The sequence below is a fragment of the Aquimarina longa SW024 genome, assembly GCF_001401755.1.
Lineage (GTDB): Bacteria > Bacteroidota > Bacteroidia > Flavobacteriales > Flavobacteriaceae > Aquimarina > Aquimarina longa.
Window position 1 is genome coordinate 102,009 of the sequence record NZ_KQ474105.1, and the last position, 25,396, is coordinate 127,404.

29 protein-coding genes are annotated in these 25,396 nt (G+C 32.0%); 9 read left to right on the forward strand and 20 right to left on the reverse strand.

What is annotated here, in order from left to right:
• Window positions 1–11: 11 nt before the first annotated feature.
• The 15 genes from N456_RS20560 to nirK form a co-directional block, all read right to left on the reverse strand.
• Entirely contained in the window at window positions 12–701 is a 690-nt protein-coding gene (locus tag N456_RS20560) for a hypothetical protein (RefSeq protein WP_062061426.1), read from the reverse strand.
• Between the two features lie 204 nt (window positions 702–905).
• On the reverse strand, window positions 906–1,541 hold the full coding sequence (locus N456_RS20565; protein ID WP_062061429.1) for a hypothetical protein: 636 nt from the start codon (window positions 1,539–1,541) through the stop codon (window positions 906–908).
• Window positions 1,542–1,702: 161 nt separating this feature from the next.
• The gene (locus N456_RS20570) at window positions 1,703–2,485 is read right to left on the reverse strand and encodes an ABC transporter permease (protein ID WP_062061432.1); all 783 of its coding nucleotides are present in this window, start codon (window positions 2,483–2,485) and stop codon (window positions 1,703–1,705) included.
• Entirely contained in the window at window positions 2,478–3,185 is a 708-nt protein-coding gene (locus N456_RS20575; protein ID WP_062061435.1) for an ABC transporter ATP-binding protein, read from the reverse strand. Before N456_RS20575 ends, N456_RS20570 begins: the two co-directional genes overlap by 8 nt.
• Window positions 3,182–4,453 carry a nitrous oxide reductase family maturation protein NosD gene (locus tag N456_RS20580; protein WP_082422612.1) on the reverse strand — a complete coding sequence of 424 codons (1,272 nt, stop codon included), beginning with the start codon at window positions 4,451–4,453 and terminating at the stop codon, window positions 3,182–3,184. The genes N456_RS20575 and N456_RS20580 overlap by 4 nt, the downstream gene beginning before the upstream one ends.
• A 15-nt stretch (window positions 4,454–4,468) precedes the next feature.
• Window positions 4,469–4,903 carry a CopD family protein gene (locus N456_RS20585; protein WP_062061438.1) on the reverse strand — a complete coding sequence of 145 codons (435 nt, stop codon included), beginning with the start codon at window positions 4,901–4,903 and terminating at the stop codon, window positions 4,469–4,471.
• 13 nt (window positions 4,904–4,916) lie between these two features.
• Entirely contained in the window at window positions 4,917–5,960 is a 1,044-nt protein-coding gene (locus tag N456_RS25290; protein WP_338021441.1) for a nitrous oxide reductase accessory protein NosL, read from the reverse strand.
• Between the two features lie 67 nt (window positions 5,961–6,027).
• Window positions 6,028–7,992, reverse strand: a complete 1,965-nt coding sequence (nosZ, locus tag N456_RS20595; protein ID WP_062061439.1) for a Sec-dependent nitrous-oxide reductase — start codon at window positions 7,990–7,992, stop codon at window positions 6,028–6,030.
• 13 nt (window positions 7,993–8,005) lie between these two features.
• Window positions 8,006–8,137, reverse strand: coding sequence for a fasciclin domain-containing protein (locus N456_RS23845; RefSeq protein ID WP_082422616.1), 132 nt, complete (start codon window positions 8,135–8,137; stop codon window positions 8,006–8,008).
• Between the two features lie 125 nt (window positions 8,138–8,262).
• Window positions 8,263–8,772, reverse strand: coding sequence for a c-type cytochrome (locus N456_RS20600; RefSeq protein WP_062061442.1), 510 nt, complete (start codon window positions 8,770–8,772; stop codon window positions 8,263–8,265).
• A gap of 182 nt (window positions 8,773–8,954) precedes the next feature.
• A complete protein-coding gene (locus N456_RS20605; protein ID WP_062061445.1) occupies window positions 8,955–10,154 on the reverse strand; it encodes a hypothetical protein in 1,200 nt (399 codons plus the stop codon).
• A gap of 165 nt (window positions 10,155–10,319) precedes the next feature.
• Window positions 10,320–11,042, reverse strand: coding sequence for an iron-sulfur cluster repair di-iron protein (ric, locus tag N456_RS20610; protein ID WP_062061448.1), 723 nt, complete (start codon window positions 11,040–11,042; stop codon window positions 10,320–10,322).
• 19 nt (window positions 11,043–11,061) lie between these two features.
• Window positions 11,062–11,673, reverse strand: a complete 612-nt coding sequence (locus N456_RS20615; RefSeq protein ID WP_062061451.1) for an SCO family protein — start codon at window positions 11,671–11,673, stop codon at window positions 11,062–11,064.
• A 20-nt stretch (window positions 11,674–11,693) separates the two neighbouring features.
• On the reverse strand, window positions 11,694–12,479 hold the full coding sequence (locus N456_RS20620; protein WP_062061454.1) for a formylglycine-generating enzyme family protein: 786 nt from the start codon (window positions 12,477–12,479) through the stop codon (window positions 11,694–11,696).
• A gap of 15 nt (window positions 12,480–12,494) precedes the next feature.
• Entirely contained in the window at window positions 12,495–13,970 is a 1,476-nt protein-coding gene (gene nirK, locus N456_RS20625) for a copper-containing nitrite reductase (RefSeq protein ID WP_062061456.1), read from the reverse strand.
• A gap of 490 nt (window positions 13,971–14,460) precedes the next feature.
• Here nirK and N456_RS20630 point away from each other — a divergent pair, with 490 nt between their 5' ends.
• From N456_RS20630 to N456_RS20670, 9 genes are all read left to right on the forward strand, one after another.
• On the forward strand, window positions 14,461–14,796 hold the full coding sequence (locus N456_RS20630; RefSeq protein WP_062061459.1) for a winged helix-turn-helix domain-containing protein: 336 nt from the start codon (window positions 14,461–14,463) through the stop codon (window positions 14,794–14,796).
• 31 nt (window positions 14,797–14,827) lie between these two features.
• Complete coding sequence (gene mobA, locus N456_RS20635; protein ID WP_062061462.1) at window positions 14,828–15,412, forward strand: molybdenum cofactor guanylyltransferase; 585 nt, start codon at window positions 14,828–14,830, stop codon at window positions 15,410–15,412.
• Window positions 15,396–15,632, forward strand: coding sequence for a MoaD/ThiS family protein (locus tag N456_RS20640; RefSeq protein WP_062061465.1), 237 nt, complete (start codon window positions 15,396–15,398; stop codon window positions 15,630–15,632). The genes mobA and N456_RS20640 overlap by 17 nt, the downstream gene beginning before the upstream one ends.
• Window positions 15,633–15,678: 46 nt before the next feature.
• Window positions 15,679–16,782, forward strand: a complete 1,104-nt coding sequence (gene moeB, locus N456_RS20645; protein ID WP_062061468.1) for a HesA/MoeB/ThiF family protein — start codon at window positions 15,679–15,681, stop codon at window positions 16,780–16,782.
• A gap of 2 nt (window positions 16,783–16,784) precedes the next feature.
• Window positions 16,785–17,231 carry a molybdenum cofactor biosynthesis protein MoaE gene (locus N456_RS20650; protein ID WP_062061470.1) on the forward strand — a complete coding sequence of 149 codons (447 nt, stop codon included), beginning with the start codon at window positions 16,785–16,787 and terminating at the stop codon, window positions 17,229–17,231.
• A gap of 70 nt (window positions 17,232–17,301) precedes the next feature.
• Window positions 17,302–18,213 carry a bifunctional molybdenum cofactor biosynthesis protein MoaC/MoaB gene (gene moaCB, locus N456_RS20655; RefSeq protein WP_062061473.1) on the forward strand — a complete coding sequence of 304 codons (912 nt, stop codon included), beginning with the start codon at window positions 17,302–17,304 and terminating at the stop codon, window positions 18,211–18,213.
• Window positions 18,206–19,207, forward strand: coding sequence for a GTP 3',8-cyclase MoaA (moaA, locus tag N456_RS20660; RefSeq protein ID WP_062061475.1), 1,002 nt, complete (start codon window positions 18,206–18,208; stop codon window positions 19,205–19,207). Before moaCB ends, moaA begins: the two co-directional genes overlap by 8 nt.
• 106 nt (window positions 19,208–19,313) lie before the next feature.
• On the forward strand, window positions 19,314–20,150 hold the full coding sequence (locus N456_RS20665) for a universal stress protein (RefSeq protein WP_062061478.1): 837 nt from the start codon (window positions 19,314–19,316) through the stop codon (window positions 20,148–20,150).
• Window positions 20,151–20,271: 121 nt separating this feature from the next.
• Window positions 20,272–21,051 (forward strand): patatin-like phospholipase family protein, encoded by a 780-nt coding sequence (locus tag N456_RS20670; RefSeq protein WP_062061481.1) that lies wholly within the window; start codon window positions 20,272–20,274, stop codon window positions 21,049–21,051.
• An 81-nt stretch (window positions 21,052–21,132) separates the two neighbouring features.
• Here N456_RS20670 and N456_RS20675 read toward each other — a convergent pair whose 3' ends face one another.
• The 5 genes from N456_RS20675 to N456_RS20695 form a co-directional block, all read right to left on the reverse strand.
• A complete protein-coding gene (locus N456_RS20675) occupies window positions 21,133–21,774 on the reverse strand; it encodes a hypothetical protein (RefSeq protein WP_062061484.1) in 642 nt (213 codons plus the stop codon).
• A gap of 104 nt (window positions 21,775–21,878) precedes the next feature.
• Window positions 21,879–22,286, reverse strand: a complete 408-nt coding sequence (locus tag N456_RS20680; RefSeq protein ID WP_062061487.1) for a hypothetical protein — start codon at window positions 22,284–22,286, stop codon at window positions 21,879–21,881.
• Window positions 22,287–22,370: 84 nt separating this feature from the next.
• Window positions 22,371–23,222, reverse strand: a complete 852-nt coding sequence (locus N456_RS20685) for a universal stress protein (protein WP_062061490.1) — start codon at window positions 23,220–23,222, stop codon at window positions 22,371–22,373.
• Window positions 23,223–23,594: 372 nt separating this feature from the next.
• Window positions 23,595–24,446, reverse strand: coding sequence for a universal stress protein (locus N456_RS20690; RefSeq protein WP_062061761.1), 852 nt, complete (start codon window positions 24,444–24,446; stop codon window positions 23,595–23,597).
• Window positions 24,447–24,529: 83 nt separating this feature from the next.
• Window positions 24,530–25,378: a universal stress protein gene (locus N456_RS20695; RefSeq protein WP_062061493.1), complete on the reverse strand. Its 849-nt coding sequence runs from the start codon at window positions 25,376–25,378 to the stop codon at window positions 24,530–24,532.
• Window positions 25,379–25,396 lie beyond the last annotated feature (18 nt).

Below are 25,396 nucleotides of genomic sequence, written 5' to 3' on the forward strand. Positions count from 1 at the left end.
TAAGGTATTATTTATTGTTTTTCTATTTCCGTTTGTAAATTCTCCATTCTTTTGTCTGTCATTGTTGCGGTTTTAGACATTCCGTTTATTACTTCAAATATCAAAGTTAAAGAAACAGACGGATCTAAGATGTTTTTGGTTTCTATTAAAATACGGCAAATAGCATTTATTACTATTCGTAATGTTTTTTCATCGCTTTCAAGATTAATATTTTCATCAATGTATTTTCTTGTTTCATATCCAGCTCGTAAAGGCAATAAAAAAGGCTTATTCTCATCAGGTATACTTAAGGTAATATTACCCCATTCTGATTTTCCAATATTCGCAGCATAAACTTCAAAAATTGCATTTAATGAGGGAAAAGGACTCTTGCTAAAATGAGAATTTATTTTTCTTTTGATTCTTGAGAAAACACATTCTTCTGGTAAGTCATTCCAATCTTCCACATTTATTGGGCCAACAAGGATTTCATTAATTTTTTCTGAAAACATTGGCGATCCTGGTTCATAATCGTGTTCATAGATTGAAAATTCATTAGCAATTTTAATACACCTTTCGGCTACAATTGTTGCTATTACGCAAAGGGCATCTTCAACTCGAACACCTTTTTCGCTTTGAACACTGTTATAAACATAGTTTACTAGATTTTTAGTCAGTTTCTCGACTGAAGGTTTAGAATTTAAAAAGTCAAAAACTCCCATAGTTTTTTTAATGTTGTTATAATGCTTTGCTGTTTGAATTATAAACCAAAAGTATTGATAAATGGTATGAATATAAAAAGCCCCACCTTTTTAATAAAAGCAGGACTTTTCTCGGGGGTCTAAAAAATACCCAATCCTGATTGCTCAGGTTGGGTATTGGTCGTTTTAGATACTCGATAGAGTGCTCGTTTTACGTGTTCATCTCTATAGAGTACTGCTACTGCTTCTTAAGATTTCAAACAGGCTATTAAGGTGCTGAACCCGCGCTTCTGTAGTAATCATGCGATTACCTTTTTGGTTTTCTTGTGCTGTATTGGCATCCCGCAAAGCTTTTGATAATGGTGCTGCTTTGTCTAGTAATGTAGAAGGAGTACCAGCAGCATCTAGTTGCGTACGATAGGTGTTTATAGTTTCAGATAGGTTTTCCATAAATTGTATTAACCTAGGTTGACTACTAAAAATATTTGCAATACGATTAACTCCAAACTGCTTTTGTATTGCAGGTTGATCGATAAAGGATTTTTTTGCCCAATATTTAAGATCATCGAGATACTTTTTACAATTTTCGATCTCTAGATGCACCTTTTTGGTTTTGATATTTAACTGAGTTATACCAGCGATATTACTACCTTCTGTAAAAGCATCAGTTATTTTTTGCTTTATCGTTTCGGGTAAGATTTCAGGAAACACTGCTGGATCAAAAGTGTTAAAATGGTTAATGTCTGCGATCAAATACCCTGTAATGGTATCTGCTGTTTCTAACAGAATAGCATAGAACGTATAGGGTAAGATATAGATGTTCTGTACTTTTTGATTTTTGTATAGCTGTCTTATTTGCAAAATATTGTAAGCAATGATAAAAAAATATAATTTGATACTTTAAATAGATTCCAGATCAAATCTAGAATAACCAATGTAGTGTCTATAAAATCTCTGTGATGTCTACAAAGTTGCTGTAGCGTTCACAAACTTTCTGTGATGACTAACAAAGTTGATACTGTTTAAAAATCTTTCTTTTTAGATTTAAAAATAATTCTGAGCATTGGTATGAATACCCAAAGAGATAACATGAGTATGGAAATGATCAAACCAAAGTTAGTACCAAAGAATTTTTTAAATACCGCACCTGTATATCCTAATAATGCCGAAATATCCAGTTTTAATAAGATCAAGGTTCTTGATAAATCTATAGGATTTAGCATTGTACCAATTAAAGATAATTTGTCTAATGGGTAATCTTCAAAAAGGAGTAATGACATTAAAAAGATACCATCATAAATAATAGCTAGAAAAAGCCATAACAATACGGCATATCCAAACCCTTTGATCTTATTTTCGTTAGAAAGTGATATATTAAATGCTAGTGCCGTAAAAATAAAGGTGAGAAACGTCCCCGTAACCAACAATAACGAAAAATTCCAGATACTATCAGATCTAAATATACCGTATAGAATAAATGGAATTCCAATGCCTAATACCAGACTCATAGTAAGTGATAGAGATACGCCAAGGTATTGCCCCAAGAAGATCGCATTTCGTTTAAGAGGTTGTGCCAGTAGTAGCTCGGTAAACTCCTTTGAGTTATAATAATACATGACTCCAAAAATAGTTCCTATCAAAGGTACCAGAACGATAATCACATTCATTAGGGTAATGATAGCTTTAGATAGATCATTATTAAGAAAAAGCAATACAGTACCCAGTAGGAGGTAGAATAAAAAGTAAACATAACTCCAACGGCTACGCATTAAATCATAAAAGCTGTATTTTAATATTTTAAGCATAACTGGTTTTTAATATCGATGCAATAGCATGTTCAAAATTAGGTTGTTGGGTTTGGCTTTTGAGTTGTGCTATACTTCCTCTGAAATATATTTTTCCTTCTAACAGAAACACAATCTCATCAGAAATTTCTTCGACAAAACTCATGATATGAGAGGTGATTAGGATTGTTTTTTCGTTGGTTTTTTCTTTTCTGATCAGTTCTTTGAGGCGAATTAATGAGATAGGATCGAGTCCTGTTGTAGGTTCATCGAGGATAAGGATGGGACTATTAAACATAAAGGTAAGAACGATGTTTACTTTCTGCTTTGTTCCTCCGGATAAGTTACCTAGTTTTTTGTTGAGAAAAGGAGCTAGGTTAAACAGTTCAATTAGTTCTTGATCAGCTTGGGTATTACCTCTTAGATCTTTGATCATTTTAAAGAGCTCTTTTACACTAAGGTTATTAGGAAAATTGGCAATCTGAGGTAGGTAATCTACGTTCTTTTTATAGTGCCAGTTGTTTTTGATATTTTCTCCCATAATATGAATGGTGCCTTGAGTAGGGACTACCATGCCTAAAATACTTTTTATCAAGGTAGTTTTGCCAGATCCATTAGGGCCTAATATAGCATAGATACCACTACTGTTTATCGTAAGATCAATCCCAGTTAATACACTGTTTTTTTTAAATGTTTTATGAAGGTTTTGTATTGTAATCATTCTATTTTGTGTATTAATGGATGGTGATCTAATAATTTATCGGGGGTAAAAACAGGAGATACTTTTTCTGAAAAATCGAGAATATCTATAAATAGGCTACGCAATAAAATTATGGTTTCAGGAGTGCGATTTACGATATATGAAAACAATTTTACTGGTCGATATGGTACATCACCGATACCATTTTTATCTAAATCATATCCTGTGTATTTACTCCAATAATTGTTATTAAATATATTGTCGTTTAGTTTACTATTATAGGAGATATCAAAAGAATTATTTAAAAAATTGTTTTGCACAAAGATATTGGTATAACAAGCTCCTCTAACTTTTATCGCCCAGCCGTTATTGATAAAGTTATTCTTGGTATATTGTATTCTATTAGACCCCTCGATATTGATACCTATTGTATTTTCTTCGAAAGTATTTTCTGAAATTTCAGCATCGTTTATCTCTTTTAACAACATGCCATAGGATGCAGATCCCCAGTTTTCTTTAAAAAAATTGCGAGACATTTTTATCTTTTTTGAAAACATCACTGCTACACCAGCCCCGTTTTTTTCAAAGGTATTATCTTCATAAGTGTCCTTATTAGAAAACATAAAATGAAGTCCATATCGGATATTGTGAGAACTAACGTTATTTTTAATCAAACAGTCATCAGAAAACTCCAAATAAATACCATCTCGTACTCGTTGTACAAAATTATGTTCTATAGTAATATTTTTGCTATACCATAGTTGTATCCCATTGCCAGAGTTGTATTCTTCTACTGCATCACCGATAATCTTATTGTGATATACTTTGCCGTCTCTGGCTTTTTCTAGATAAATGCCAAAGAATAGTTTTTCTAAAACTACATTCTGGATTACAAAATCCTTACTTTTTTTTACTCTAATTGCAGCATAGTCTTCAGTATAACTAGTGCCGACATTAATAATGAATAATCCATCTATAGTTACATGATCAGATACAATGGTAATGATCTCTCCTTGTCGTTCCCCGTCTATTGTCGGATAATTTTTGCCAATAAGTGTCAAAGGCTTATCGATAATAATATTATACTCTTTGTAGGTTTCTTTTTTGATTATAATAGTATCATAGGCTACAGCGGTGTTTACCGTTTCAGTGATTGTTTGATGTGTACAGGTTTTGCATACGATTAGGGTATTACTATAGCTGGCTGTAGTGTGTATTCCTATAATCAAAATAGTGATAAGAAACTTTTGAAATTTTGTAATACGATATCTTATACATCTTATATACATGAGTTAATTTGTTGTTTATAAAAGACCTCCACTACGTGCGCTAAATCCTACAAATACAAAGAGTACAGAAATAATAGTTACAGCAATTATATGATAGGCAAGTGGTTTTAGTTTTCTTTTTGGGATTAAAAAGAATCGAGCATGTATAGCCAAAGCAATTGTACACAACAGTAATCCCAGTTTTATGGCGATATGTTTGGTATAATGATCGCTAAAATCAAACTCAAACAAATCTGGTGTATACACTGTTGTGATATATATACCAGTAATCACCAAGGTAATAAGAGAGGGAATACCGATACGCTCATACTTAGATTCAAATGATTCGATAATGCTAAAGTCATTATGTTTTAGGGCTTTTGGCAGATAAGTAAGTGATAGTATCAGATGCCCACCTGTCCATATCGTAGCAGCGATAATATGTAAAAATATGATTAGTTTTAATCCCATGCCAGTACTGGTTTTACTTTTTTAATTTGATGTGTAACTCTTGCCAGGTATATAGTTTACCACCTTTTTCTTCCTTTTTGATGATGGCATCCTCTTTATGCTCAAAAGCAGAAAGGTAAGCCCCCATAGGACTGGGGATTTCTTTACTAATCAAAAAAGTAGCTTTGGTGGCATCAATCAATGTTTGGGGTTGATTATAATCGGTAGACAGGTAGATATCAATGGTATTGGTATCCATATCTTTTAAAGCATTGACCATACACTCGGTTGCATCAAACTTATATATTTTCCCTTTTGTCGTAACTATCTCTGCAGCATGTAATTTATCTACAATGGTCATCTGACAAAAATGACAACCATCGGTACCGTAATTAATAGCTTTTGGCCCTCTGTTACAAGAATAGGATACTAATGCAAGGCCAAATAAAGTGAGAACAGATTTTCTTATTATATTTTTTAAATTAGTAACCTCTTTTTTAGCTTCTTTTTTTCCTAAGAGATATGCAATAAAAGTAAGTGCTATACCTATAGCCATAAAATATGCCCCAAGCTGAGGATAAGAATGTGCTTTGAAATTTAGGATGTCTTTAGAACCAAATATAGGAGGTTGAAACCCCATAATAGAGCCGTCGGGATTCGTAAATTTTAGAATGGCTTTAGGGTCTAGGTTGTGTCCATAATCATATTCCCACAGATAGAAATCATAAATACCTGCAATAGCAAAAATAGACATAAGGATAAACCACCATAAGTACCATTTATAATTAGCTAAAAAACCAATAAATACGCCTAGTGTGGTCATGATACCAATTACCCAAGGGAAAATCTTGAATTCTGGAATAGTTTCAGGAATATATTGCATACCGACATAATGGTTCATAAGGTTAATATTTTTGATATCATGAGGATGGGTGTCGCTAAAATCATTGATATAAATATCCATTCCTAGTGGAGTAGGATATTGAGGAGCTTCTAAAGTAATATTCCATAAGGGAAACAGGAATAAAGCTATTATTAAAACAGCACCGATGATCATAACTAATTTTGATTTTTGCATACTGATATAGTTTTAAAAACGGGTGATACCATAGCATCACCCGTAGTATAGTGTTACTTACTGAAGTTTAATCTTCTCCTAAAGACCAGTTCAGTACGATATCTGAATCTTTTGGGGATACTCTTACATATCCTTGCATTTCTTGGTGTAGTGCAGAACAAAAATCTGTACAATAAAAAGGCCAAACTCCTATTTGCTTAGGATGCCATACAAAGGTTTCTGTTTGCCCAGGCATAATTAAAAGTTCTGAGGTATTTGCTCCAATCATACTAATACCATGGGGGACATCATAATCTTGTTCTAAGTTGGTTACGTGAAAATATACATTGTCACCTACTTTAATCCCTTCTATATTATCAGGGGAGAAGTGACTTCTGATCATGGTCATATACACGTGGACTTCATTACCTTCTCGTACTACTCTGGTATCAGCATCAGATTTGGCTGCATATTTATGGTTGTTATCTTCTAGCTTATATATTTTTTTTGATCTTGGTTTTATTAGATCCGCAGGGCATCCGGCAGCATAGTGTGGTTCTCCTATGGTTGGAAAATCTAATAACAGCTCCATCTTTTCTCCAGTAATATCATACAATTGAGCAGATTGGGTTACTTCTGGACCTGTTGGTAAATAGCGATCCTTGGTAATCTTATTCATAGCCAAGGCATACTTACCAAATGGTTTTGCAGAGTTACCTCCTGGGATCATGATATGACCAACAGAATAGTAAGTAGGTTTTCTGTCGATCACTTCCCAAGTTTTTAATTTCCATTTTACCACTTCAGAAGAAATAAAGAAAGTGGTGTATGCGTTTCCTTTCCCATCAAATTCAGTATGTAAAGGTCCTAATCCTGGTTGTTCTACTACACCTGCCAATATATCTTCGAATTTAAGAATCGGAATACCATATGCTTCTCCATCTATTTTATTGTTTTCTATGGCAGATAACATCTTGGTAAATGAATGTACCGTGAGATTGGCAGATAGTTTTCCGTTTCCTACAATATACTCTCCGCTAGGATCTACATCACAACCATGAGGTGATTTTGGTGTTGGTAAAAGATATACTAATCCTGGACACTCTGCTGGATCTAGTACTTTTACTTCTTTTTTCATGGTAGAAGTAGCAGTATGTGTATGCTCATCATATACATTATGGGCATAGTTTGCAGGTACGGTTTTAAATTTTCCTGCTTTGATGTATTCTTCTGCTTTTTTCCAGTTTACTGCGGCAATAAAATCTTTATCGTTTTGAGAAGCGTTTACTTCTAAAAGTGTATTGGCTTCTTCTGTATTATAGGTGGTAAAAAAGAACCACCCATGAGATTTACCACGACCAGGATGAGATAGGTCGTAGTTAAAACCAGGCATTAGAATCTGAAATTCCAGATCCATTGCTCCGTCTTCGGGAGCTATACTTATAAAAGATAATGCCCCTTTAAAGTTTCCTTTATACTCTTTTATAGACATATCTTTTTGAGGCACAGGTACAGAAAATCTTGTTCCCGCTACCACATATTCTGAGTTTTCGGTTACAAATGAAGAACTATGATTACCAGCACTATTGGGGATTTCTATAATTTCGGTAGTCTCAAAAGTGGTGAGATCTATTTTTGCAATACGAGGAGTGTTATTGGCATTAATAAATACATATCGACCATCAATTTCTCCTGCGGTTTGCGAAATATCAGGGTGGTGCGCATCATCCCAAGGGATAAACCCATGAGAAGTATTAAGCATGGGCTTTGTCTCTTCGTTATATCCCCATGCTTTTTCAGGATCCTGAGAAAATACAGGGATCACTTTAAACAATCTCCCTGATGGAAGTCCGTAGACCGATAACTGACCACTAAAACCACCAGAAATAAATGCATAAAACTCATCATGCTCTCCTGGGGCTACATACACTTTTTCTGCAGCAGAAGAGTTAAGAGCTCCACTTTTATGTGATGTAGAGTTAGCATTGTTACAACTGGTCATAAGAAGAGTAGTCGTAATTAGATAGAAAAATAAATTAAGTGATTTTTTCATAACGTTATTAGTTTTAATTAGTTGGAAGAATGACTTTATCAACTATATGTACGATACCATTTTCTGCTTTTACACTGCCCATGATTTTTGCCCTTCCTATGTATACATTATCTCCTTTTACTTCTACCGCTACATACTCATTAATTGGTTTGTCTTAAGCTTCTTTTGGTGTTGTTAAAGTTTCTCTTTGTAGGTTTTTATCTTTACATTCAATAAGTGTAAAAATTGCTAATGAAAATATAAAAACGATTGATTTCATAAACGATGTTGTTATAGTGTTCTAAAGTATTCTAATACAGCTCTGGCATCTTCTTCTGTTAAGTTTTGATTTGCCATCGGAGAGCCATTAAATTCTATAAGCAACTCTTTTGCTAGCGGATCTTTTGCTACCATTTCTGTAGGATTAAGAATCATATTCATAACCCACTCTGGAGATCTCCGTTTTAATATTCCAGTAGGAGCAGGACCAATAAATTTTTTAGTAGGTTTATGACAAGCCATACACATTTTCTTAAATATATCTTGCCCTTTTGAAACCATTGATTGATCTATTTCTGCAAGAAGTTTAACAGATTTAATCGGACCAATTCCTTTATTTTTTAAGTCTATTTTTTTAGAAGGCAGAGTTTTTGTAGGAGCTTTAGGCTTTGGGGATTCTGATTGTACCGAAGTACTCTTTTTTCCTATTGTGATTTGCTCTTTTTTTTCCTTTTGATTACCCCCACAACTTATTAATAAAAGAATGTTTAAAAAGAGAATGATTTTGCCAAATGTTTTCATGTGTTTATGGTATAAGGTTAAAGTGTTGATACCCTGATTTTAATATGTGCTAAAGAGAACATATCATAAACAAATGTAGATGGAGTTTCTCTTTTAAAATATGATTTATATCATAATTAAGATAAAATAGTCTTTTACTATTTTATTAAGTATAAATACCCTAAAAACAATAGATAGAAATACTATAATTTTAGTTGATATATTAGTAGAGATATGATAGCGACTGCCATTAAACTACTAATGGTTGCTAATGAGGTAAAGTAGTATGGATATAAAGAAAATTGCAACCAAATGGCTAATCCTTTATAGATAATAAGTATTTCTGAACCAAAGAAACCTATAAGAAATAATACTATTGATGTTTTTGATAGTCTAAGTAATTGTAAAAGGCTAAGAAAGGCAAAAATGCAGAGACTTACTATACCCAGAAAAGTAAGATGAAGATAGGCAATAACGAAGTCAATAATGCTATAGGCTAATTCAGAGAAATAAGGAATAGCTGATATAGTTTGCAATATTATTTTTAACCCTAGAAAAACTAATACTATTTTTAGAAGTGTTCTTTCTGTAGAATTGATATACTTATATAGTCGAGGATAACACTCTATAATAATGGTAATCAAAACATAGTAGGCTACTATTAGAAACAATGCTCCTATTCCTCCTAGGATATAAAAGATAGTATGAGGCTCTGTCCATAAAACAGATAAAAAGAAGGAAAGTAAGGTTCCTATTTGCAAACTAAGGTATAGTAGATTTGATTTTGACTTAGAAATAAGAATGTTACTTTTTTCGAGTATATAAAGGAATACGCCAAATAAAGCTACAATATACCATCCATTGTATTGAAAATGGAGATAGAAATAGATAGCGATTTTATACCATATAGAAGTATTTCCCAGAGTATTCATAATAACACCCAAGGCCCAAGGTCCGATACTGGATAGTACCATATAATACAATGCTGCGCGAATATAAGTATAAGAAAGTGTTCTTTTTTGTTCTTTGGAGGTATGGGAAATGAACAACCATACAAACCAATAGGAAGCAAGTATAAAAAGTGTTGAAAAGATAATCGAAAATAATGCATAGCCCATAAATGGGAATGTAATAAGCATACCAATTATAGTTACCTGCATACTCCAAAATATAACAGTATAAGTTCTAGGAATTACTTTTTTAATTAAGTATATCTTGTAAATAAGTGTTGTTAATGCAGTATATACCCATCCTAATAAGGCGATATGAGAATGTGTATGTACAATATACCGATAATTTGCAGGAACAACTACGATAGTAAATAATCTTAATACTATCCCTAACAAAGCAATGATAACAAAGTATCCTAATGCAATATGTATATGTTTTTTTAGATATACCATGTGTACAATAGAAATCAATACAAATAAAACAAATATTTAAGTATAGACCTCACAGGTTTTTAAAACCTGTGAGATCTATACTTTACTTATATAATCATTTAAATTACTATAAGAAGAATTACTTTTATATATTGATGACTCTTTTTGATATATAATTTTAATAAATTAGGGTGTTATTTTTTGTTCTAATTTCACTGCTTTAGGATGTAAGATATTATTTTCTAAGTGTATATGTTGGTGCAAGTCTTGTTCAAATTCATCTAATTTTGAATATAGTGCTTTAAATGTATTACAAGCACCTTCTGGTGGAGTATAATTATTGCTTAATTCTGCTATTCTTTTAAAAATATCTCCTGCACTTTCATGTTCATGTTCCATCATTTGAATAGGGTTTTTGATAGTTCCAAAATGTGATTGTGGAGGAGTTGTATTATTCTTTTCTGCATTAATCAATTCTTTTATATACGGAAAAAGAATATGCTCTTCTTTTTTCATATGTGCAGAGAGCTCCTGAGCAACTTCAAAAAATAATGCATCTATAGTTACTACTTCGCTATAATGAGATCCATGAACTTTTGCTACTCTATTAGCATATTGCATAAGCAATGGGATGCTTTCTTCTACATATACATGATGGATATTAACAATGTGATCAATTAAAAAAATTAAATCCCAATTGTTATAATCATAAGCATTTTTTGCAAGCTGATCAACTGCTGATAATTCCTTCTCTAAAACATCGAAGTTAACATTTTTATCTGCACAAGCACTTTTGATAGAGACTCCTCCTCCGCAACAGAAATCAATACCATATTTTTTAAAAACATGAGCAGTTTTAATGTTTTCGGTTACAATTTCTGCTACGGTTTTATGTTCTGTAATTGTCATATCTTCTTTTTTTATACACTTAATGTGCTAGTTCTATAATTTTTGAAACTGTTTCTTTATTGTTTACTCCTAATCCTTCTTGTTGGTGTGCCAGTTCTCCTTTTTGATCAAAAACACTTATAATATTAGAGTGAGAAAAATCCATTGGAGATATTTTTTTATAATTTACTGCAAGTACAGCTGCAAATTCTCTGGTATCTTCTTTTGATCCTCTAAGAAATACCCACTGATCTGATTTCATATCATTTTCTATCGAAAACTTTTTGAGGCGTTGTGGAGTGTCTGTTTCTGGATCGATACTTACCAAAATTAGTTTTACATTATTTTTTTTGGCTTCGGGTATTTGAGATGCTATACTTCTCATATCGGCAACTAATCTGGGGCAGGCTGCTTTACAAGAAGTATAGATCATTACCATTACTAAGACGTTTCCTTTTAATTCTTTGAGCTCAATTTCTTTATTATTTTGAGTGGTCCAAACCGATGGTAGGTTATAGATTGATAATTCAGAAATAGGTTGATTTTCTTTTTCCATTTTTATGGTATGCGATTGTTCTTCCTGCTTTTTTTCTTCATGACAAGAACAAAACAGTATGCATACTCCAAATAATAATATAATCGTACTTTTCATTTCTTTTTAGAATTTGTTATTTACGGAACGATATCTATATCTTTAACACATCGAAATCCTAAATTTCTTATCGCATAGTTAGCTTTTACACTTCCTCTAAATGCATATCTCATAAATGCAGCATAGTTCATTAAATCTGAGGCGCCTACAGCAGCACTGCCACAAAACAGATTACTGTCTTTATCGACATCTTTACGAGATTCGCCAGAGATAAGTACAGAGTTAAAATCCATAGTCCACTCCCATACTAGACCATGTAAATCATATATCCCCCAGTAGTTTTTGAATGTTGATCCAATGGTGTTGTTAAACGATTTTGGTGCTTCGTACCATTCGAGAATGTATTGATTATAGGTTTCTTTTTTTCTTGCATCTGTGATGTGCTCATCTGCCATAGCTGCATATTCCCATTCATCTACGGTCGGTAATCGTTTGCCTAGACATTCGCAATACTTTTTTGCAGCAAACCAAGACACGTTGGTTATCGGTGCATTAGGATGAAGCTGATCTCCTAAGGTATTATCTGTTTCCCATAGCATTAGGTAGTTTTTATCAGCAAATAATCTTTTTACAGTATTTCGTTTCCATTCGGGATATTTCTGTATAAATATTGAAAAATCAGTATTTGATACAGGATGGACATCCATTAGAAAAGAATTTATCTTTACTGCAGTAGAATCTACACCGTATAAAGGAATATAAACTCCTCCTTTAACAGTGACCATACCTTGAGTTTGTGCCAATACACTGGTTATTAATATGCTAAAAATTATAGATATGGTTACTGTTTTTAATAAGGAATTCATGAGTTTATTTTTGAATTAGTGAACGTTTCTTCTGCTAGCTACCATTGATGGCGTTATTTCTTTTTTAGAATTCCCCCAGCTATTGTATACATAGGTAAGTACATTAGATATTTCCTCATCGGTTAAATCTTGTTTGGTCATTACACTATTGTATTTTTCTCCGTTTACTGTGATTTCGCCAGTTTTCCCGTGTAATATGATATCAATAGCACGGTTTAGATCAGCGTTTAGGTAATCAGATTTTGCAAGAGGAGGAAAAGCGTTAGCTATTCCTTGTCCTTCGGCTTGGTGGCAAGCAAAGCATGTTTGCATGTAGGTTGCTTTACCATACTCCATTTTTTCTTCAAAAGTTTTGGCCGTTTCTTCTGTAGTGGCAACTCCTTCTTCGGCAGGCATTTCTTGGATTCCTCCTCCTTCTGGTTGATAAATACCTTCTTCTTGTTTACCAGAGTAGATTTTTTTGTTGTCGTCACCTTGTACTTTAAGCATTCCAAGTGCACCTTTATTAAAGGCTCTAAAAATAGAGTGATCTACAAGAATAAATGTACCTGGGACATCTACTTTAAACTCTACTATAGCAGCACCCCCAGCAGGAACCAAAGTGGTTTGTACATTTTCATTAATCAGATCACCACCTTCTACACGAACAGCATCAAATATTTCTCCGATAACATGAAAAGAGGAGACTAAGTTTGGACCACCGTTTCCAACATACAGTCGTACAGTTTCTCCTACATTGGCAGTAATTGCATTATCACCAGTTAGTGATCCTACTTTACCATTAAAAACGACATAATCAGCATCTTCATCAACTGCTTTTTTCATATCAAAAGGTTGTAATCCTCTATCACCATTTTCTCCTTTGGTATAAAAATCACCTTGCATAACGTAATACTCTCTGTCTACTTCTGGCAGACCTTCTTCTGGTTCAACTAGGATCAATCCATACATTCCGTTAGCTATATGCATCCCTACAGGAGCTGTAGCACAGTGATATACATAAAGCCCAGGGTTAAGTACTTTAAATGAAAATTGAGCTTCATGTCCTGGAGATATAAAAGAAGATGTAGCTCCACCCCCTGGTCCTGTAACGGCATGTAGATCTATGTTATGAGGTAATTTATTATCAGGATGGTTTTTTAGATGAAACTCTACTTCATCACCAATTTTGGTTCGGATAAAGCTTCCAGGAACTGAGCCTCCAAAGGTCCAGTAGACATACTTAACACCGTCCGTCATTTCTCCCTCTTTTTCTAGAATTTCCATGTTTACAATAAGCTTTTTAGCTTTTCTTCTTCCGGTAGGTTTAGGAACATTAGGCGGAGAAGTTAATTCAGCAATCATTTCTCTACTAACAGGAATAGCTTCTGGGCTGTCATAGACTTTTGTTTTATCTTTTTCTTTTGAGCAAGACGCTCCCAGTAACATCATAAGTAAGAGTACACCAAAACTTAATGTGGATAAGTTTAATTTTTTTAATCTCGTATTCATTGCTGTAAATGATTTGTAATTAATAATAAAAGACCTTTTTATCGTTTATACAAGATTACATATTTCAAATATATTGAGATATGATATTTATCATTTTTCATCAAAATAAATAAAGTATCTTATCCTAAACAATTAAACACAAATCGTTTGACTCATATTATGTAATAGAAAACCTATTCCGTATTAAAACTACTGTAGATACTGTTGTTTAGCTGAATTTTTTAATCCCTCATTGAGGGTTTAATTCCTTGAAGCTTACCTAGACATCAAAATATTTTTTTCGGAAGCATGCCTCGTGAGTTTGCTCCGAGGTTGTTGATTTCTAAAATTAAGAAAATACTAGTGTCTATTGCTTTTTCAAGCTTTATAACGAAGTTATATTGCATAATTCGGGATTACTAGATAACTCAGGTTAAAATTCTGATAAAGAAAAACGGCTCTATAAAAATCGTTGTATCTTTGAAAGCATAACGCTTTATTTACTACTAGGATGGACTATAAAATAAAAAGTAGAATCTGGATAGAATCAAAGTATGGTGTTTTCTTAGGAGAAGGAAGAATAAAATTATTAAAAGCTATTGCAAAGACTGGTTCATTAAGTAAAGCGGCAAGTACTCTGGGAATGTCGTATAAAAAAGCTTGGAACTTATTAGATAGCATGAATAAGTCTACCCAAAAACCTTTGGTAATTACTACTACTGGAGGAAAAGGTGGGGGTGGTGCTAATCTAACAAAACATGGACAACATATAATCGAAACATTTGATAAGATCAACCAAAAATGTTGGGAATTTCTGGACAATGAATTGAAAAAAATTTCTCTATAAAACCAATATTATTGAGCATTCACTATTGCTAATGAAAGAAGAAAAAAGCATAACAGGAATTATACTTGCTGGAGGTAAAAGCTCTAGAATGGGTAGCGAAAAGGGATTGATGTTACTAAATAACAAACCTTTTATTCAATATAGTATTGAAGCATTACAACCTTTGGTGGACACAATTATGATTGTTAGTAGTAATTCTGACTATGATGTTTTTGGGCTTAAGAGAATTGAAGATATTATACCAGATTCGGGTCCAATAGCAGGGGTACATACAGGGTTAACATATTCTAAAACTGAAAATAACCTAGTCATAAGCTGTGATGTGCCTTTATTAACTACTTCATTGTTAAAAAAACTAGTGTTTTATAAGGATGATGATTATGATATTATTCAGTTTGAGGCAGAAGGAAAGACTAGCCCGTTAGTAGCATTATATAAAAAGCACTGTGTGGATAAATGTAAAGAGTTGCTTATTGATGGAGAGAAACGTTTGCGCAAACTAGTTTTGGCACTGAGAACAAAAACAGTTTCGGTATTAAACAAGGAGCATATTTTGGTTACAAATATAAATACAATTGAAGATTTAAAAAGAATTACAAATGCAATTAAACATTAAGTATTTTGGTATGTTAGCTGAGGTTACCGCTATTACTGAGGAATATATACAAACTGAAGTCTGTTCTGTTTCTGAATTGGTAGAAAAATTAAAAAACCAATACCCCAAATTGGGAGATAAAGATTTTAAAGTAGCAATTAACCATCATTTAGTTGACCAAAATCATATAATTAATACCGAAGTAGAAGTAGCTTTGTTACCTCCATTTGCAGGCGGGTAACCAAAATTTTAAACAATAGAAGTAATCAAATTCTAAAATAGAAATAATGAATTCTTTTAATTCTAGATATCATAGACAGGTTATTTTACCAGAAATAGGTTCCTCTGGACAAGAGAAATTGGATAGGTCAAAAGTACTTGTAATAGGAGCAGGTGGATTAGGCTGTCCGGTATTACAATATCTTACTGCAGCAGGCATAGGTACTATTGGTATTGTAGATTTTGATGTTGTAGACATCTCTAATCTACATCGTCAGATTTTATATGGTACAAGTTCTATAGGAATAAATAAAGCTTTAGCAGCAAAACAGCGTCTTACAGATCTTAATCCAGCGATAACAATTAATACATATCCAGAAAAACTAACGACAAAAAATGCAATCTCTATTTTTTCTGAATATGATATTATAGTAGATGGAACCGATAATTTCTCTACTCGATACTTAATTAATGATGCCTGTATTATTGCTAATAAACCTCTGGTCTATGGGGCTATTTTTAAGTTCGAAGGACAAGTATCAGTATTTAATTATCAAAACGGACCTACCTATCGGTGTCTTTTTCCAGAGCCTCCAAAAGCAGGAAGCGTTCCTTCTTGTGCTGAGATTGGAGTTTTAGGAGTATTACCAGGTATTATAGGAAGTATGCAGGCTAATGAGATTCTGAAAATCATTCTAGGTCTAGGTAATGTCCTTAGCGGAAAACTATTTATGTATGATTGCCTAACTACTACATCTTCGACTTTTACAATTAGTCGTGTCGAATCCGAAATATCAAAAGTGAAAGCTTTATCCGAAGATTTTAAAAAGAATGATTATGATCTTTTTTGCGGAGTACATCAGATTATAGAAATTACCGCACAAGAAGCTTTTTTAATTAAAAATGCTCAATTTATAGATGTTCGTGAAACTCATGAACAACCAAAGATAGATAGTTTAGAACCTATCTCTATTCCATTGGGTACTCTAGAGCAAGAATTGCATATGATTTCTAAAGAAAAAGAAATTATAGTGTTTTGTCAGTCAGGTATTAGAAGTAAAAGAGCTGTTGAAATTTTACAGAAAAATGGATTTAGAAACATATCGCATATAAGAGGAGGAGCTATTGTGTTACATGATAATATGTCAGATTTACTAGATTTAAAAAAATAATTATGGAAAAAAAGAAACCAAAAAGTGTATTTATACAAGGAGCAATTTCATCAGAGTTTATAGGTACATCTATTGCTAAACACCAAACAAAAACCAGTATTGGAGCGCATAATATCTTTTTAGGACAAGTGCGAGCAGATGAAATTGAAGGAAAAACGGTTACAGCGATAGATTATAGTGCCTATGAAGAAATGGCAAATCAAAAATTCTATGAAATACGAGAAGCTACTTTCGAAAAATTTGACCTTACTTGCATGCATATTTATCACAGTTTAGGAACTGTAAAAGCAGGAGAAATTTGTCTTTTTGTTTTTGTGTCTTCACCTAGAAGAAAAATAGTTTTTGAAGCTTTAGAATATATTGTTGAAGCCATAAAAGCAGATGTCCCTGTTTTTGGAAAAGAGATTTTTGAGGACCAAACACATCAATGGAAACAAAATTCTATCTAATAGTATTCATAAAACCAAAGATTGAACTACAGTTTTGATTTTTGAGATTTAAAATTTGTTATTATAAAGTATGGTAGACATCACACATAAAATATCTACACTAAGAATTGCTACGGCACAGGCAGTTGTAAAAGTTAGTAAATCAGAAACTATCGAAGCTATAGAAAATAGAACTGTGCCTAAGGGAGATGTATTTGCTATGAGTAAAGCTGCAGGTTTACTGGGTGTAAAAAAAACTCCTGAGCTGCTTCCTGATTGTCATCCTTTACCTATTGAATATACCGGGATTGAATACACCATCAATGGTTTAGAAATTACAATTTTGGTAACTATAAAAACTATTTATAAAACTGGTGTAGAGGTAGAGGCTATGCATGGAGCAAGCATAGTAGCATTAAATATGTATGATATGCTTAAGCCTATTGATAAAGGTATAGAAATCCAGCATATTAAATTATTGGATAAAAAAGGAGGGAAATCAGATTATAGGGATAAATTTAGGAGAGATCTTAAAGCTGCTGTTATTGTCTGTTCTGATTCTATTTCTGAAGGAAAAAAAGAAGATAAGGCAGGTAAAGCGATTATGTCTAAATTAGAGACCTGCGAAGTAGAGATTATGGATTATATCATTATCCCTGATGAAACCGAAATTATACAAAAAAAAGCAATACAGTATCAAGAAGAGGGAGCAGATCTTATTATTTATACGGGAGGTACTGGCTTATCCAAGCGTGATGTAACTCCAGAAGCTTTACGACCATTACTAGACCGCAATATCCCTGGTATTGAAGAAGCAATACGTAAATACGGGCAAGATCGTATGCCCTATGCAATGCTTTCTAGAAGCGTAGCAGGAACGATTAAAAACACTCTTATATTGGCCTTACCAGGATCTACCAATGGAGCAAAAGAATCGATGGATGCTATTTTTCCTGAAGTATTACATGTATTTAGAATTTTAAAAGGAGCAAGGCATGACTAAACCCAGTATACTTACAGATACCTTTGGTAGAACTCATAATTATCTTCGGATTTCGCTTACAGAGCGATGTAATCTAAGATGCACATATTGTATGCCAGCAGATGGAATTAAACTATCTCCCAAGAAGCATATTATGACTTATGAAGAAATTTATACCATTGCCAAAGAATTTGTAAGTATAGGAGTTACAAAAATTCGCCTTACAGGAGGAGAACCTTTGGTGCGTAAAGATGCAGCCCGAATTATAGAAAAACTCGCGTCATTACCAGTAGAGCTTACATTAACAACTAATGGAGTTATTGTAGATAAATTTATAGAACATTTTAAAAAATGTAAAATCAAAACACTTAATATAAGCTTAGACTCTTTAGACACTGCAAAAAATAAAGAAATCACTCGTAGGTCATACTTTGAGAAAGTATATCAGAACATTATTTTACTAGTTAAAGAAGGCTTTTTGGTAAAAGTAAATTGTGTTTTAATGAAAGGTTTTAATGATGATGAAATTATTGATTTTATTAATATAAGCAAAGAGCTTCCTATACAGGTTCGGTTTATAGAATTTATGCCTTTTGATGGAAATCAATGGAATATGGATAAACTAGTTCCATTACAAGATATTTTATCTGAAGTACATTCTAATTTTAAAAAAGAAGAAATTATAAAGCTTGAGGATGCAGCTAATGATACTACAAAAAGCTATCAGATAAAAGGATATGAAGGGACTTTTGCAATTATAAGTTCAGTTACTAATCCTTTTTGCGATGGTTGTAACAGAATACGACTTACTGCTAATGGGCAAGTAAAAAACTGTTTATTCTCATCCAAAGAATCAGATTTATTAACACCTCTAAGATCAGGTAAATCAATAACTTCGATTATTCAAAAGACAATCTTATCTAAATCTAAAATTCGCAATGGTATGGATACATTAGATAAGTTTAGTCAATCAGATATGCATAATAACCGTAGTATGATTACTATTGGAGGATAACAGAGTCTTGATAACAAGAAAGAGTTAAGAGTTTCATTTATGATTAATATCATAGTTGTTTTATGTGTTAGCATATATTTTTGGAATATATGAAAACACTATTGACATGAAAAATATTTTGCTTCCTACCGATTTTTCTAATAATGCCAGAAATGCTATAGAATATGCAATGGGATTTTTTAAAAATGAGCTCTGTACTTTTTATATTCTTAATGTACAGAAAGTGTCTAAGTATACTACCGATGATTTAATGGTTGCTCCCGCAGACACCTCCATTCACCAATCTGTAATTAGTGAGGCAAAAAAGAAACTTAACAAATTAGTCGAAGATTTAAAGGAAAAATATTCTAATGAGAGCTATACTTTTCATACCATTATTGATTATGATATTTTTATTGATGCTATTAGACAAACTGTTAAAAATAAAGATATTGACATAATCGTTATGGGTACAAATGGCGCTACAGGAGTAGCTGAAATTATATTTGGAAGCAATACCCTTAATGTTATTCGCAGAATAGATTGCCCGATCATTGCAATTCCGCATAAGTATACCTTTAAAAATCCTAAAACTATTTTATATGCAATAGATTGTTCGGGTCATTTTGATACAGAAAATATAAAGCCATTGATGGGGGCTATTATAAAATATACTTCTTCTTTACGTATCCTTAAAATTAGAGAAGATGAAACTATTACTGTAGCTGATTTTGATGAAAAAAAGCATATGAAAGAGTTTTTTAAAGGAATAAACCATACGTTTCACTCTATAACTAACGTACCGACAGCCTTGGCAGTTAATAGTTTTGTACAAATCATGGATGTTGATATGACAGCTATGTTTAGTAAAAGAGAAACTTTTTTAGATCGTTTTTTTAAAGGATCAGAAACCTCTAAAATAAGTTATGCTACAAGAGTGCCATTGTTGATTATGCATAGTTGATATAGTTATAAAATATAAAAAAAGCATAACTTTTGAAGTGTATAGAGAATACTCTTAAAACAAAAAATAAAATAAAGTTTTGCTAAGATCTTTAGTCCTGTTTTGTAAATTTATTACTTAAATGAAGAGCTTAAAAAATATAGGATTAGTATTCTCTGGAGGAGGCTTTAAAGGAGTGGCACATATTGGCGTGATACAAGCATTGGAGGAGGCAGGAATGACTCCAAGCTTTGTTTCAGGTACTAGTGCAGGAGCCATAGTTGGATCATTATATGCAGGAGGATATTCTCCTGAAAAAATAAAAGATTTTTTTAAAAACACGCCTTTGTTTAGTTTTAATAGACTTACACGTACAAAACCTGGTTTTTTAGATTCTGAAAAATTTTATAATGATCTGTTAACTTATTTTCCCGAAAATTCTTTTGAATCTTTGCAAAAGAAACTTTTTGTAACTGCTACAGATTTAATAGAAGGAACAATAAAAGTATTTCATACCGGAGAACTAATTAAACCTTTATTAGCCTCTGCAGCTTTTCCTGGTGTTTTTACACCAGTTATGATCAATGATGGATTATATGCAGATGGAGGTATTTTAGACAATTTTCCGGTATCACCACTAAAAAAACATTGTGATCTAATCATAGGAGTGGATGTATCTCCTATTAAAAAACCAAAAATTAGTGATTTTAAACACTCTTATAACGTAATGCAACGTGCATATTACCTCAGAGCAATGCCAAATGCTGAAACAGAATTTAAACACTGTAATATTATAATACAGCCCCAAAAACTTATTAACCATGGTATATTTAGTTCTGGTAACTTAGACAAAGTATACGATTATGGGTATCAGGAAGCAAAATTACAGTTACACACGTTTTTTAAAAATCAAGAAGACTAAATTTAGAACAAAAAAGAAGCAGATCGATAGTCTTAATATTCAGATATGATATAGCTAAGTACTTGTTAGTTTTTCATTGATTTATTCTTTTATAATTAATAATTCTTGTCTTTTTAATGCCCAAACCAGTACTTTAACATAATCCCCAGCAGCTTTTCTGATATTTTCAGGTTTTGTAATATCGATAGATCCTTTCCAGATTAATTCTCTTTCTTTATCTGGGCAAATACAGTACAGTGATGATTCTGCATGAAAAACCTGATACTCTTCATAATACTCTTCATCATAGTAGATGTTTTGATTCTCATAATAATCATCTCTAAAACTGTTAAATGTTTTATCGAGATTTCTAAAAGCTTTTACAACAGTAACTTTATCTTCAACTCCTAGTACTTTAGAAAGTAAAATCGCATCAAAACCATTTTTTAAAAGCATAGATTCTAAGGCCATCAATTCTTTTTCTGTTTTAGGAGAAGAAGCAAAAGAGTTTTCAAAATAATCTATACTTTTTATAGCATTAACTCTGCCTTTTTTTAACGCAGAGGCTAACTTTTTCTCGAATACTTCTCGTGCATTTTCATCTGGCGTAATTCCAATAACTAAAACTTTTTGTGCTTCAAAGACTTTGATATCTGGGTTTTTCCAGTTCTCAATAAGTTCACTAGATGTACAGCTATAAAATAATCCAGTAAGAATCATTATGTATAGATAAAGTTTGTTCATGTTTTATAGAGTTATTCTCATTAATATGGATTGGTTTTTTAATCTCTTATTTAGGAATTTAAACCCCTAAGACTTGCCTAGAAATCAAAACCCTAAGAAACATGTTAAGACTTCTTAAAATATGATCTGATCAAAGCTTTAGTTTGATTATCAGTCATACTATCTGCTTTAAGTACATCCTTCACATTTTTGCTAATATCTTTATAATTTTGGGTTAATTCTTTATTGAATCTTTCCGGAGTTTCTGCAGGACCATAAATAACAATCTTATCAGTATCTTTTATAAAAGGAATTATTTTTTTTACGTATGCTTTAAATTGATGTTTTTGGCGTTCCAGATATTTGCTATCCTGGACTACATCTTGTGGACCTCCTTTAAATTGTGTTCCAGAACCCCCATGTACGTTAAAGTTTTCAATTTCTGACAATATAGTTGTCATATCTTCACTATTTTCTTTCACCGATATGATATGTGCTTTTTCTTTGTCTATCCAGATTCCAATATGCTTCATTTGCTTATATTTTATGATTAAAAAGAGTATCCAGTGAGTAGTTAAAAGGGAAGTAACCTGCTTATCGAAACATTCTTTTCTTACTTAATTTGTAAAATCATGTAAAGCCAGTACGGGCACTCTAGAATGATATCCCAAACTCTTTACCATAGGTGTTGAAAATATGCTTCCAAAAAAACTATGCTTTCTATTCATAAAAGTGATCATGTCACTTTCTCTACTTTCTACAAAACTACTAAGTCCTCCTTTGATAGTTACATTATGAAGTGTATGAAAACTATACTGTAAACCATCCAAAGATTCTTCTAATAGGGTTTTATTATTTTCTTGTTCTTTATCTAAGCGATCATCAGTAGTGATATGAAGAATACATATAACCGCACTAGTTATTCTTGCAATTTCTACCAAGTATTGAAGTTCTCTACGTTTAAAATGAGTTCTATAATCAGTAGGAAATACGATTTCTTTAGGTTTTTTATAATTGGCTTTTTCAGGAATAGCCAACACAGGACAATCTCTTACCTTTTCCATAGTCAGAACGGTAGTACTACCAAAAATCAGGTTACTAGCGTTGGTAGCACCTTTTGTACCCATAACAATCATTTCTATGTCTAGTTTCTTAACAGTATCCTTTATCGCTTCTAAGATTCCGTTAAATTGAGATATCATAAAAAACTTATGATTTGATTTCTCATCTCTACAACTTAATCTTTCCAATAACTTACTTAATCCCTTTTCAGATTTTTCTTTAGCTTCTTCATAAAGCCTTTCTCCAGATTCAGGAACCATCATGCTATCTATAGCATACCCTGTTGCATTAAATACATTAAGGATATAAAAGTTACAGGTTTCATTTTTATATAGTTCTAAAGCATAAATTATAGCATTCCATGCATTCTTTGAAAAATCTGTAGGTAATAAAATCTTTTTTTTCATCACTTAAGTCTTTAGGATTACTACATTAAATTTATAAGAATAATTCTGCTAAAACTATGATAATTATCAGCTTACTTGTGTGATAATTAAAAAAAGGATATTAGTATGAAATATTATTTTTTTTGATAATAAGTTCCTTTAATATGCTCTATAAAAAACTATGTTTATAATAGGGTGTTATTGGGATGTTAATTTCTAATTGTTTAATAAACAAATCATTAGATGGCATTTTTGATAGTTAAAACATCAAGAATTGGAGTCACTTCTGATCTATGATATATTCGATTAAGAGATCTGTAGGGACTAGGGTTCATTTATTTTAATTCTGGTATGTATTTACAGACCTGTAAACGATAAGCACTAAAGTTAATATCATTGCATCCTTTCTTTTGAAGGAATTACCAAAAACGGAATATTAGTATGATAAGCTATCTGATTAATCACAGGTTTAAACAAAAGATTTTCAAAAAAAGAATGCTTATTATGGACCATGACCAATAAATTGACTTTATATTTTTTTTCAAAATTTTCTACTGCTTCTAAAACATCCATGTCTTCTGCAATATGAAAAACATGAGCAGTATCCTTAAAATAGGTATCTAGATTATCTTTTGTTTTTTGTTGATTACTATCTAATGCCACTCCATAATAAGCATTTAAGATGTGGAGTCTGGATAAGTGTTTGTTACATATTTCTTTTACTAAAGGTAAAGATGTGTTATCCATACTAAGGTTGTAATCCGTAGGAAATAAGATATCCTTAGGTTCTTCGAACCTATAATCCGAAGGAACTGCAATAATAGGGCAGTTTACTTTTTTTATAGTATACATTGTATGTGTACCTATAAAAATTTCTTTAGCACCAGTTGCTCCTTTGGTACCCATTATGATAAGATCGATATGATAGTGGTCTACGACTTTTATAATCTCACCAATTAAAGTATTAAATGCTGATAATTTTATAAAACGATGTCTTAAGTTTTTAAACTCCTCTTTTATTTTATGTTCTATTATTTCTAGATCTCGTTCTGAGTTCTTCATAGAAATATCATCAATTCTATAAGGTAGTGGATTTTCAACAAGATACCCCATATGATAAGAAGTAGGAGTAAAGGTATTAAGAAGATAAAAGGTAATCTCTTCATCTTTTAAAAAAAGCATAGCATATCGTATTGCATTCCATGCATTATCCGAAAAATCAGTGGGTAACAGAACTCGTTTCATTGTAGTATATTTTTTTAGTATTTTTAATATTTCTATAATCATCCATGATATGGATGACTAGATGTTAAACGGGCTAAAAAAGTTTAAGATCTTTCTAAATTCTGCATAGCTAAAAAAGGAATTTTAATATGCAAACCTATTTTATCTATGGCAGATTGATATAGAATACTTTCTAAATAAGAATGTCTAGAGTTGATCATAACCAAAAAATCTATAGTATTTTTTCTAATAAATACATTAATTGCTGCTGTAAGGTCTTCTGCATCTTCATTATGAAAAACTAACTCTATATCGGGTAATGACGTTTTTAAAAATTTTTTGTTGTCCTTTTGCCTAATAGAAAGTTTATTATAATTAGAAACATGAAGAAAATGGATAATAGACCTAAAACTTTTTGTTAATGTGTTTAGTAATTTTAATTCTCGTCGTTTAAATGGTAGTAGATAGTTTGTAGGAAATAAAATGTTTTTTGGGCGATGATAACTACAGTTATCAGGAATAGCAAGTAACGGACAATTCACATGCTTTAAAACCTGTAGTGTATTACTCCCAAAAGTTAGTTTTCTATCATTAGTCTTTCCTTTTGTACCCATGACTATAATATCTATATTCTCCTGATTTACCAAATCATTGAGTTCGTTTGTCAGATTTCCAAACTTAGATAATATTGTATAGTTATGTCGAGGGTTTGGCGAAACCTGTTGTATGGTAGAACAGACTTTTTCTAATGCTATATCTGAGGTTTTATGCATCATCTCTTTTAATTTTTCAAAAACATCCTGAGAAGCTAGAGTACTAGTATTGTACACTTCATCAGCGTATACATGTATTATAAAAAAACAAGAATGTTCATACTTAAATAACTCTGCCGCATATCGCAAAGCATTCATGGCATTTTCTGAAAAATCTGTAGGGATTACTATTTTTCTCATTATTCTAATTTTGGATAC

Excerpts from the sequence above, each read along its gene's own strand:
- N456_RS20560 (WP_062061426.1), bottom strand. The coding sequence starts at position 701 with ATGGGAGTTTTTGACTTTTTAAATTCTAAACCTTCAGTCGAGAAACTG.
- N456_RS20570 (WP_062061432.1), bottom strand. The coding sequence starts at position 2,485 with ATGCTTAAAATATTAAAATACAGCTTTTATGATTTAATGCGTAGCCGT.
- N456_RS20575 (WP_062061435.1), bottom strand. The coding sequence starts at position 3,185 with ATGATTACAATACAAAACCTTCATAAAACATTTAAAAAAAACAGTGTA.
- N456_RS20580 (WP_082422612.1), bottom strand. The coding sequence starts at position 4,453 with ATGTATATAAGATGTATAAGATATCGTATTACAAAATTTCAAAAGTTT.
- N456_RS20585 (WP_062061438.1), bottom strand. The coding sequence starts at position 4,903 with ATGGGATTAAAACTAATCATATTTTTACATATTATCGCTGCTACGATA.
- N456_RS25290 (WP_338021441.1), bottom strand. The coding sequence starts at position 5,960 with ATGCAAAAATCAAAATTAGTTATGATCATCGGTGCTGTTTTAATAATA.
- nosZ (WP_062061439.1), bottom strand. The coding sequence starts at position 7,992 with ATGAAAAAATCACTTAATTTATTTTTCTATCTAATTACGACTACTCTT.
- N456_RS20600 (WP_062061442.1), bottom strand. The coding sequence starts at position 8,772 with ATGAAAACATTTGGCAAAATCATTCTCTTTTTAAACATTCTTTTATTA.
- N456_RS20605 (WP_062061445.1), bottom strand. The coding sequence starts at position 10,154 with ATGGTATATCTAAAAAAACATATACATATTGCATTAGGATACTTTGTT.
- ric (WP_062061448.1), bottom strand. The coding sequence starts at position 11,042 with ATGACAATTACAGAACATAAAACCGTAGCAGAAATTGTAACCGAAAAC.
- N456_RS20615 (WP_062061451.1), bottom strand. The coding sequence starts at position 11,673 with ATGAAAAGTACGATTATATTATTATTTGGAGTATGCATACTGTTTTGT.
- N456_RS20620 (WP_062061454.1), bottom strand. The coding sequence starts at position 12,479 with ATGAATTCCTTATTAAAAACAGTAACCATATCTATAATTTTTAGCATA.
- nirK (WP_062061456.1), bottom strand. The coding sequence starts at position 13,970 with ATGAATACGAGATTAAAAAAATTAAACTTATCCACATTAAGTTTTGGT.
- N456_RS20630 (WP_062061459.1), top strand. The coding sequence starts at position 14,461 with ATGGACTATAAAATAAAAAGTAGAATCTGGATAGAATCAAAGTATGGT.
- mobA (WP_062061462.1), top strand. The coding sequence starts at position 14,828 with ATGAAAGAAGAAAAAAGCATAACAGGAATTATACTTGCTGGAGGTAAA.
- N456_RS20640 (WP_062061465.1), top strand. The coding sequence starts at position 15,396 with ATGCAATTAAACATTAAGTATTTTGGTATGTTAGCTGAGGTTACCGCT.
- moeB (WP_062061468.1), top strand. The coding sequence starts at position 15,679 with ATGAATTCTTTTAATTCTAGATATCATAGACAGGTTATTTTACCAGAA.
- N456_RS20650 (WP_062061470.1), top strand. The coding sequence starts at position 16,785 with ATGGAAAAAAAGAAACCAAAAAGTGTATTTATACAAGGAGCAATTTCA.
- moaCB (WP_062061473.1), top strand. The coding sequence starts at position 17,302 with ATGGTAGACATCACACATAAAATATCTACACTAAGAATTGCTACGGCA.
- moaA (WP_062061475.1), top strand. The coding sequence starts at position 18,206 with ATGACTAAACCCAGTATACTTACAGATACCTTTGGTAGAACTCATAAT.
- N456_RS20665 (WP_062061478.1), top strand. The coding sequence starts at position 19,314 with ATGAAAAATATTTTGCTTCCTACCGATTTTTCTAATAATGCCAGAAAT.
- N456_RS20670 (WP_062061481.1), top strand. The coding sequence starts at position 20,272 with ATGAAGAGCTTAAAAAATATAGGATTAGTATTCTCTGGAGGAGGCTTT.
- N456_RS20675 (WP_062061484.1), bottom strand. The coding sequence starts at position 21,774 with ATGAACAAACTTTATCTATACATAATGATTCTTACTGGATTATTTTAT.
- N456_RS20680 (WP_062061487.1), bottom strand. The coding sequence starts at position 22,286 with ATGAAGCATATTGGAATCTGGATAGACAAAGAAAAAGCACATATCATA.
- N456_RS20685 (WP_062061490.1), bottom strand. The coding sequence starts at position 23,222 with ATGAAAAAAAAGATTTTATTACCTACAGATTTTTCAAAGAATGCATGG.
- N456_RS20690 (WP_062061761.1), bottom strand. The coding sequence starts at position 24,446 with ATGAAACGAGTTCTGTTACCCACTGATTTTTCGGATAATGCATGGAAT.
- N456_RS20695 (WP_062061493.1), bottom strand. The coding sequence starts at position 25,378 with ATGAGAAAAATAGTAATCCCTACAGATTTTTCAGAAAATGCCATGAAT.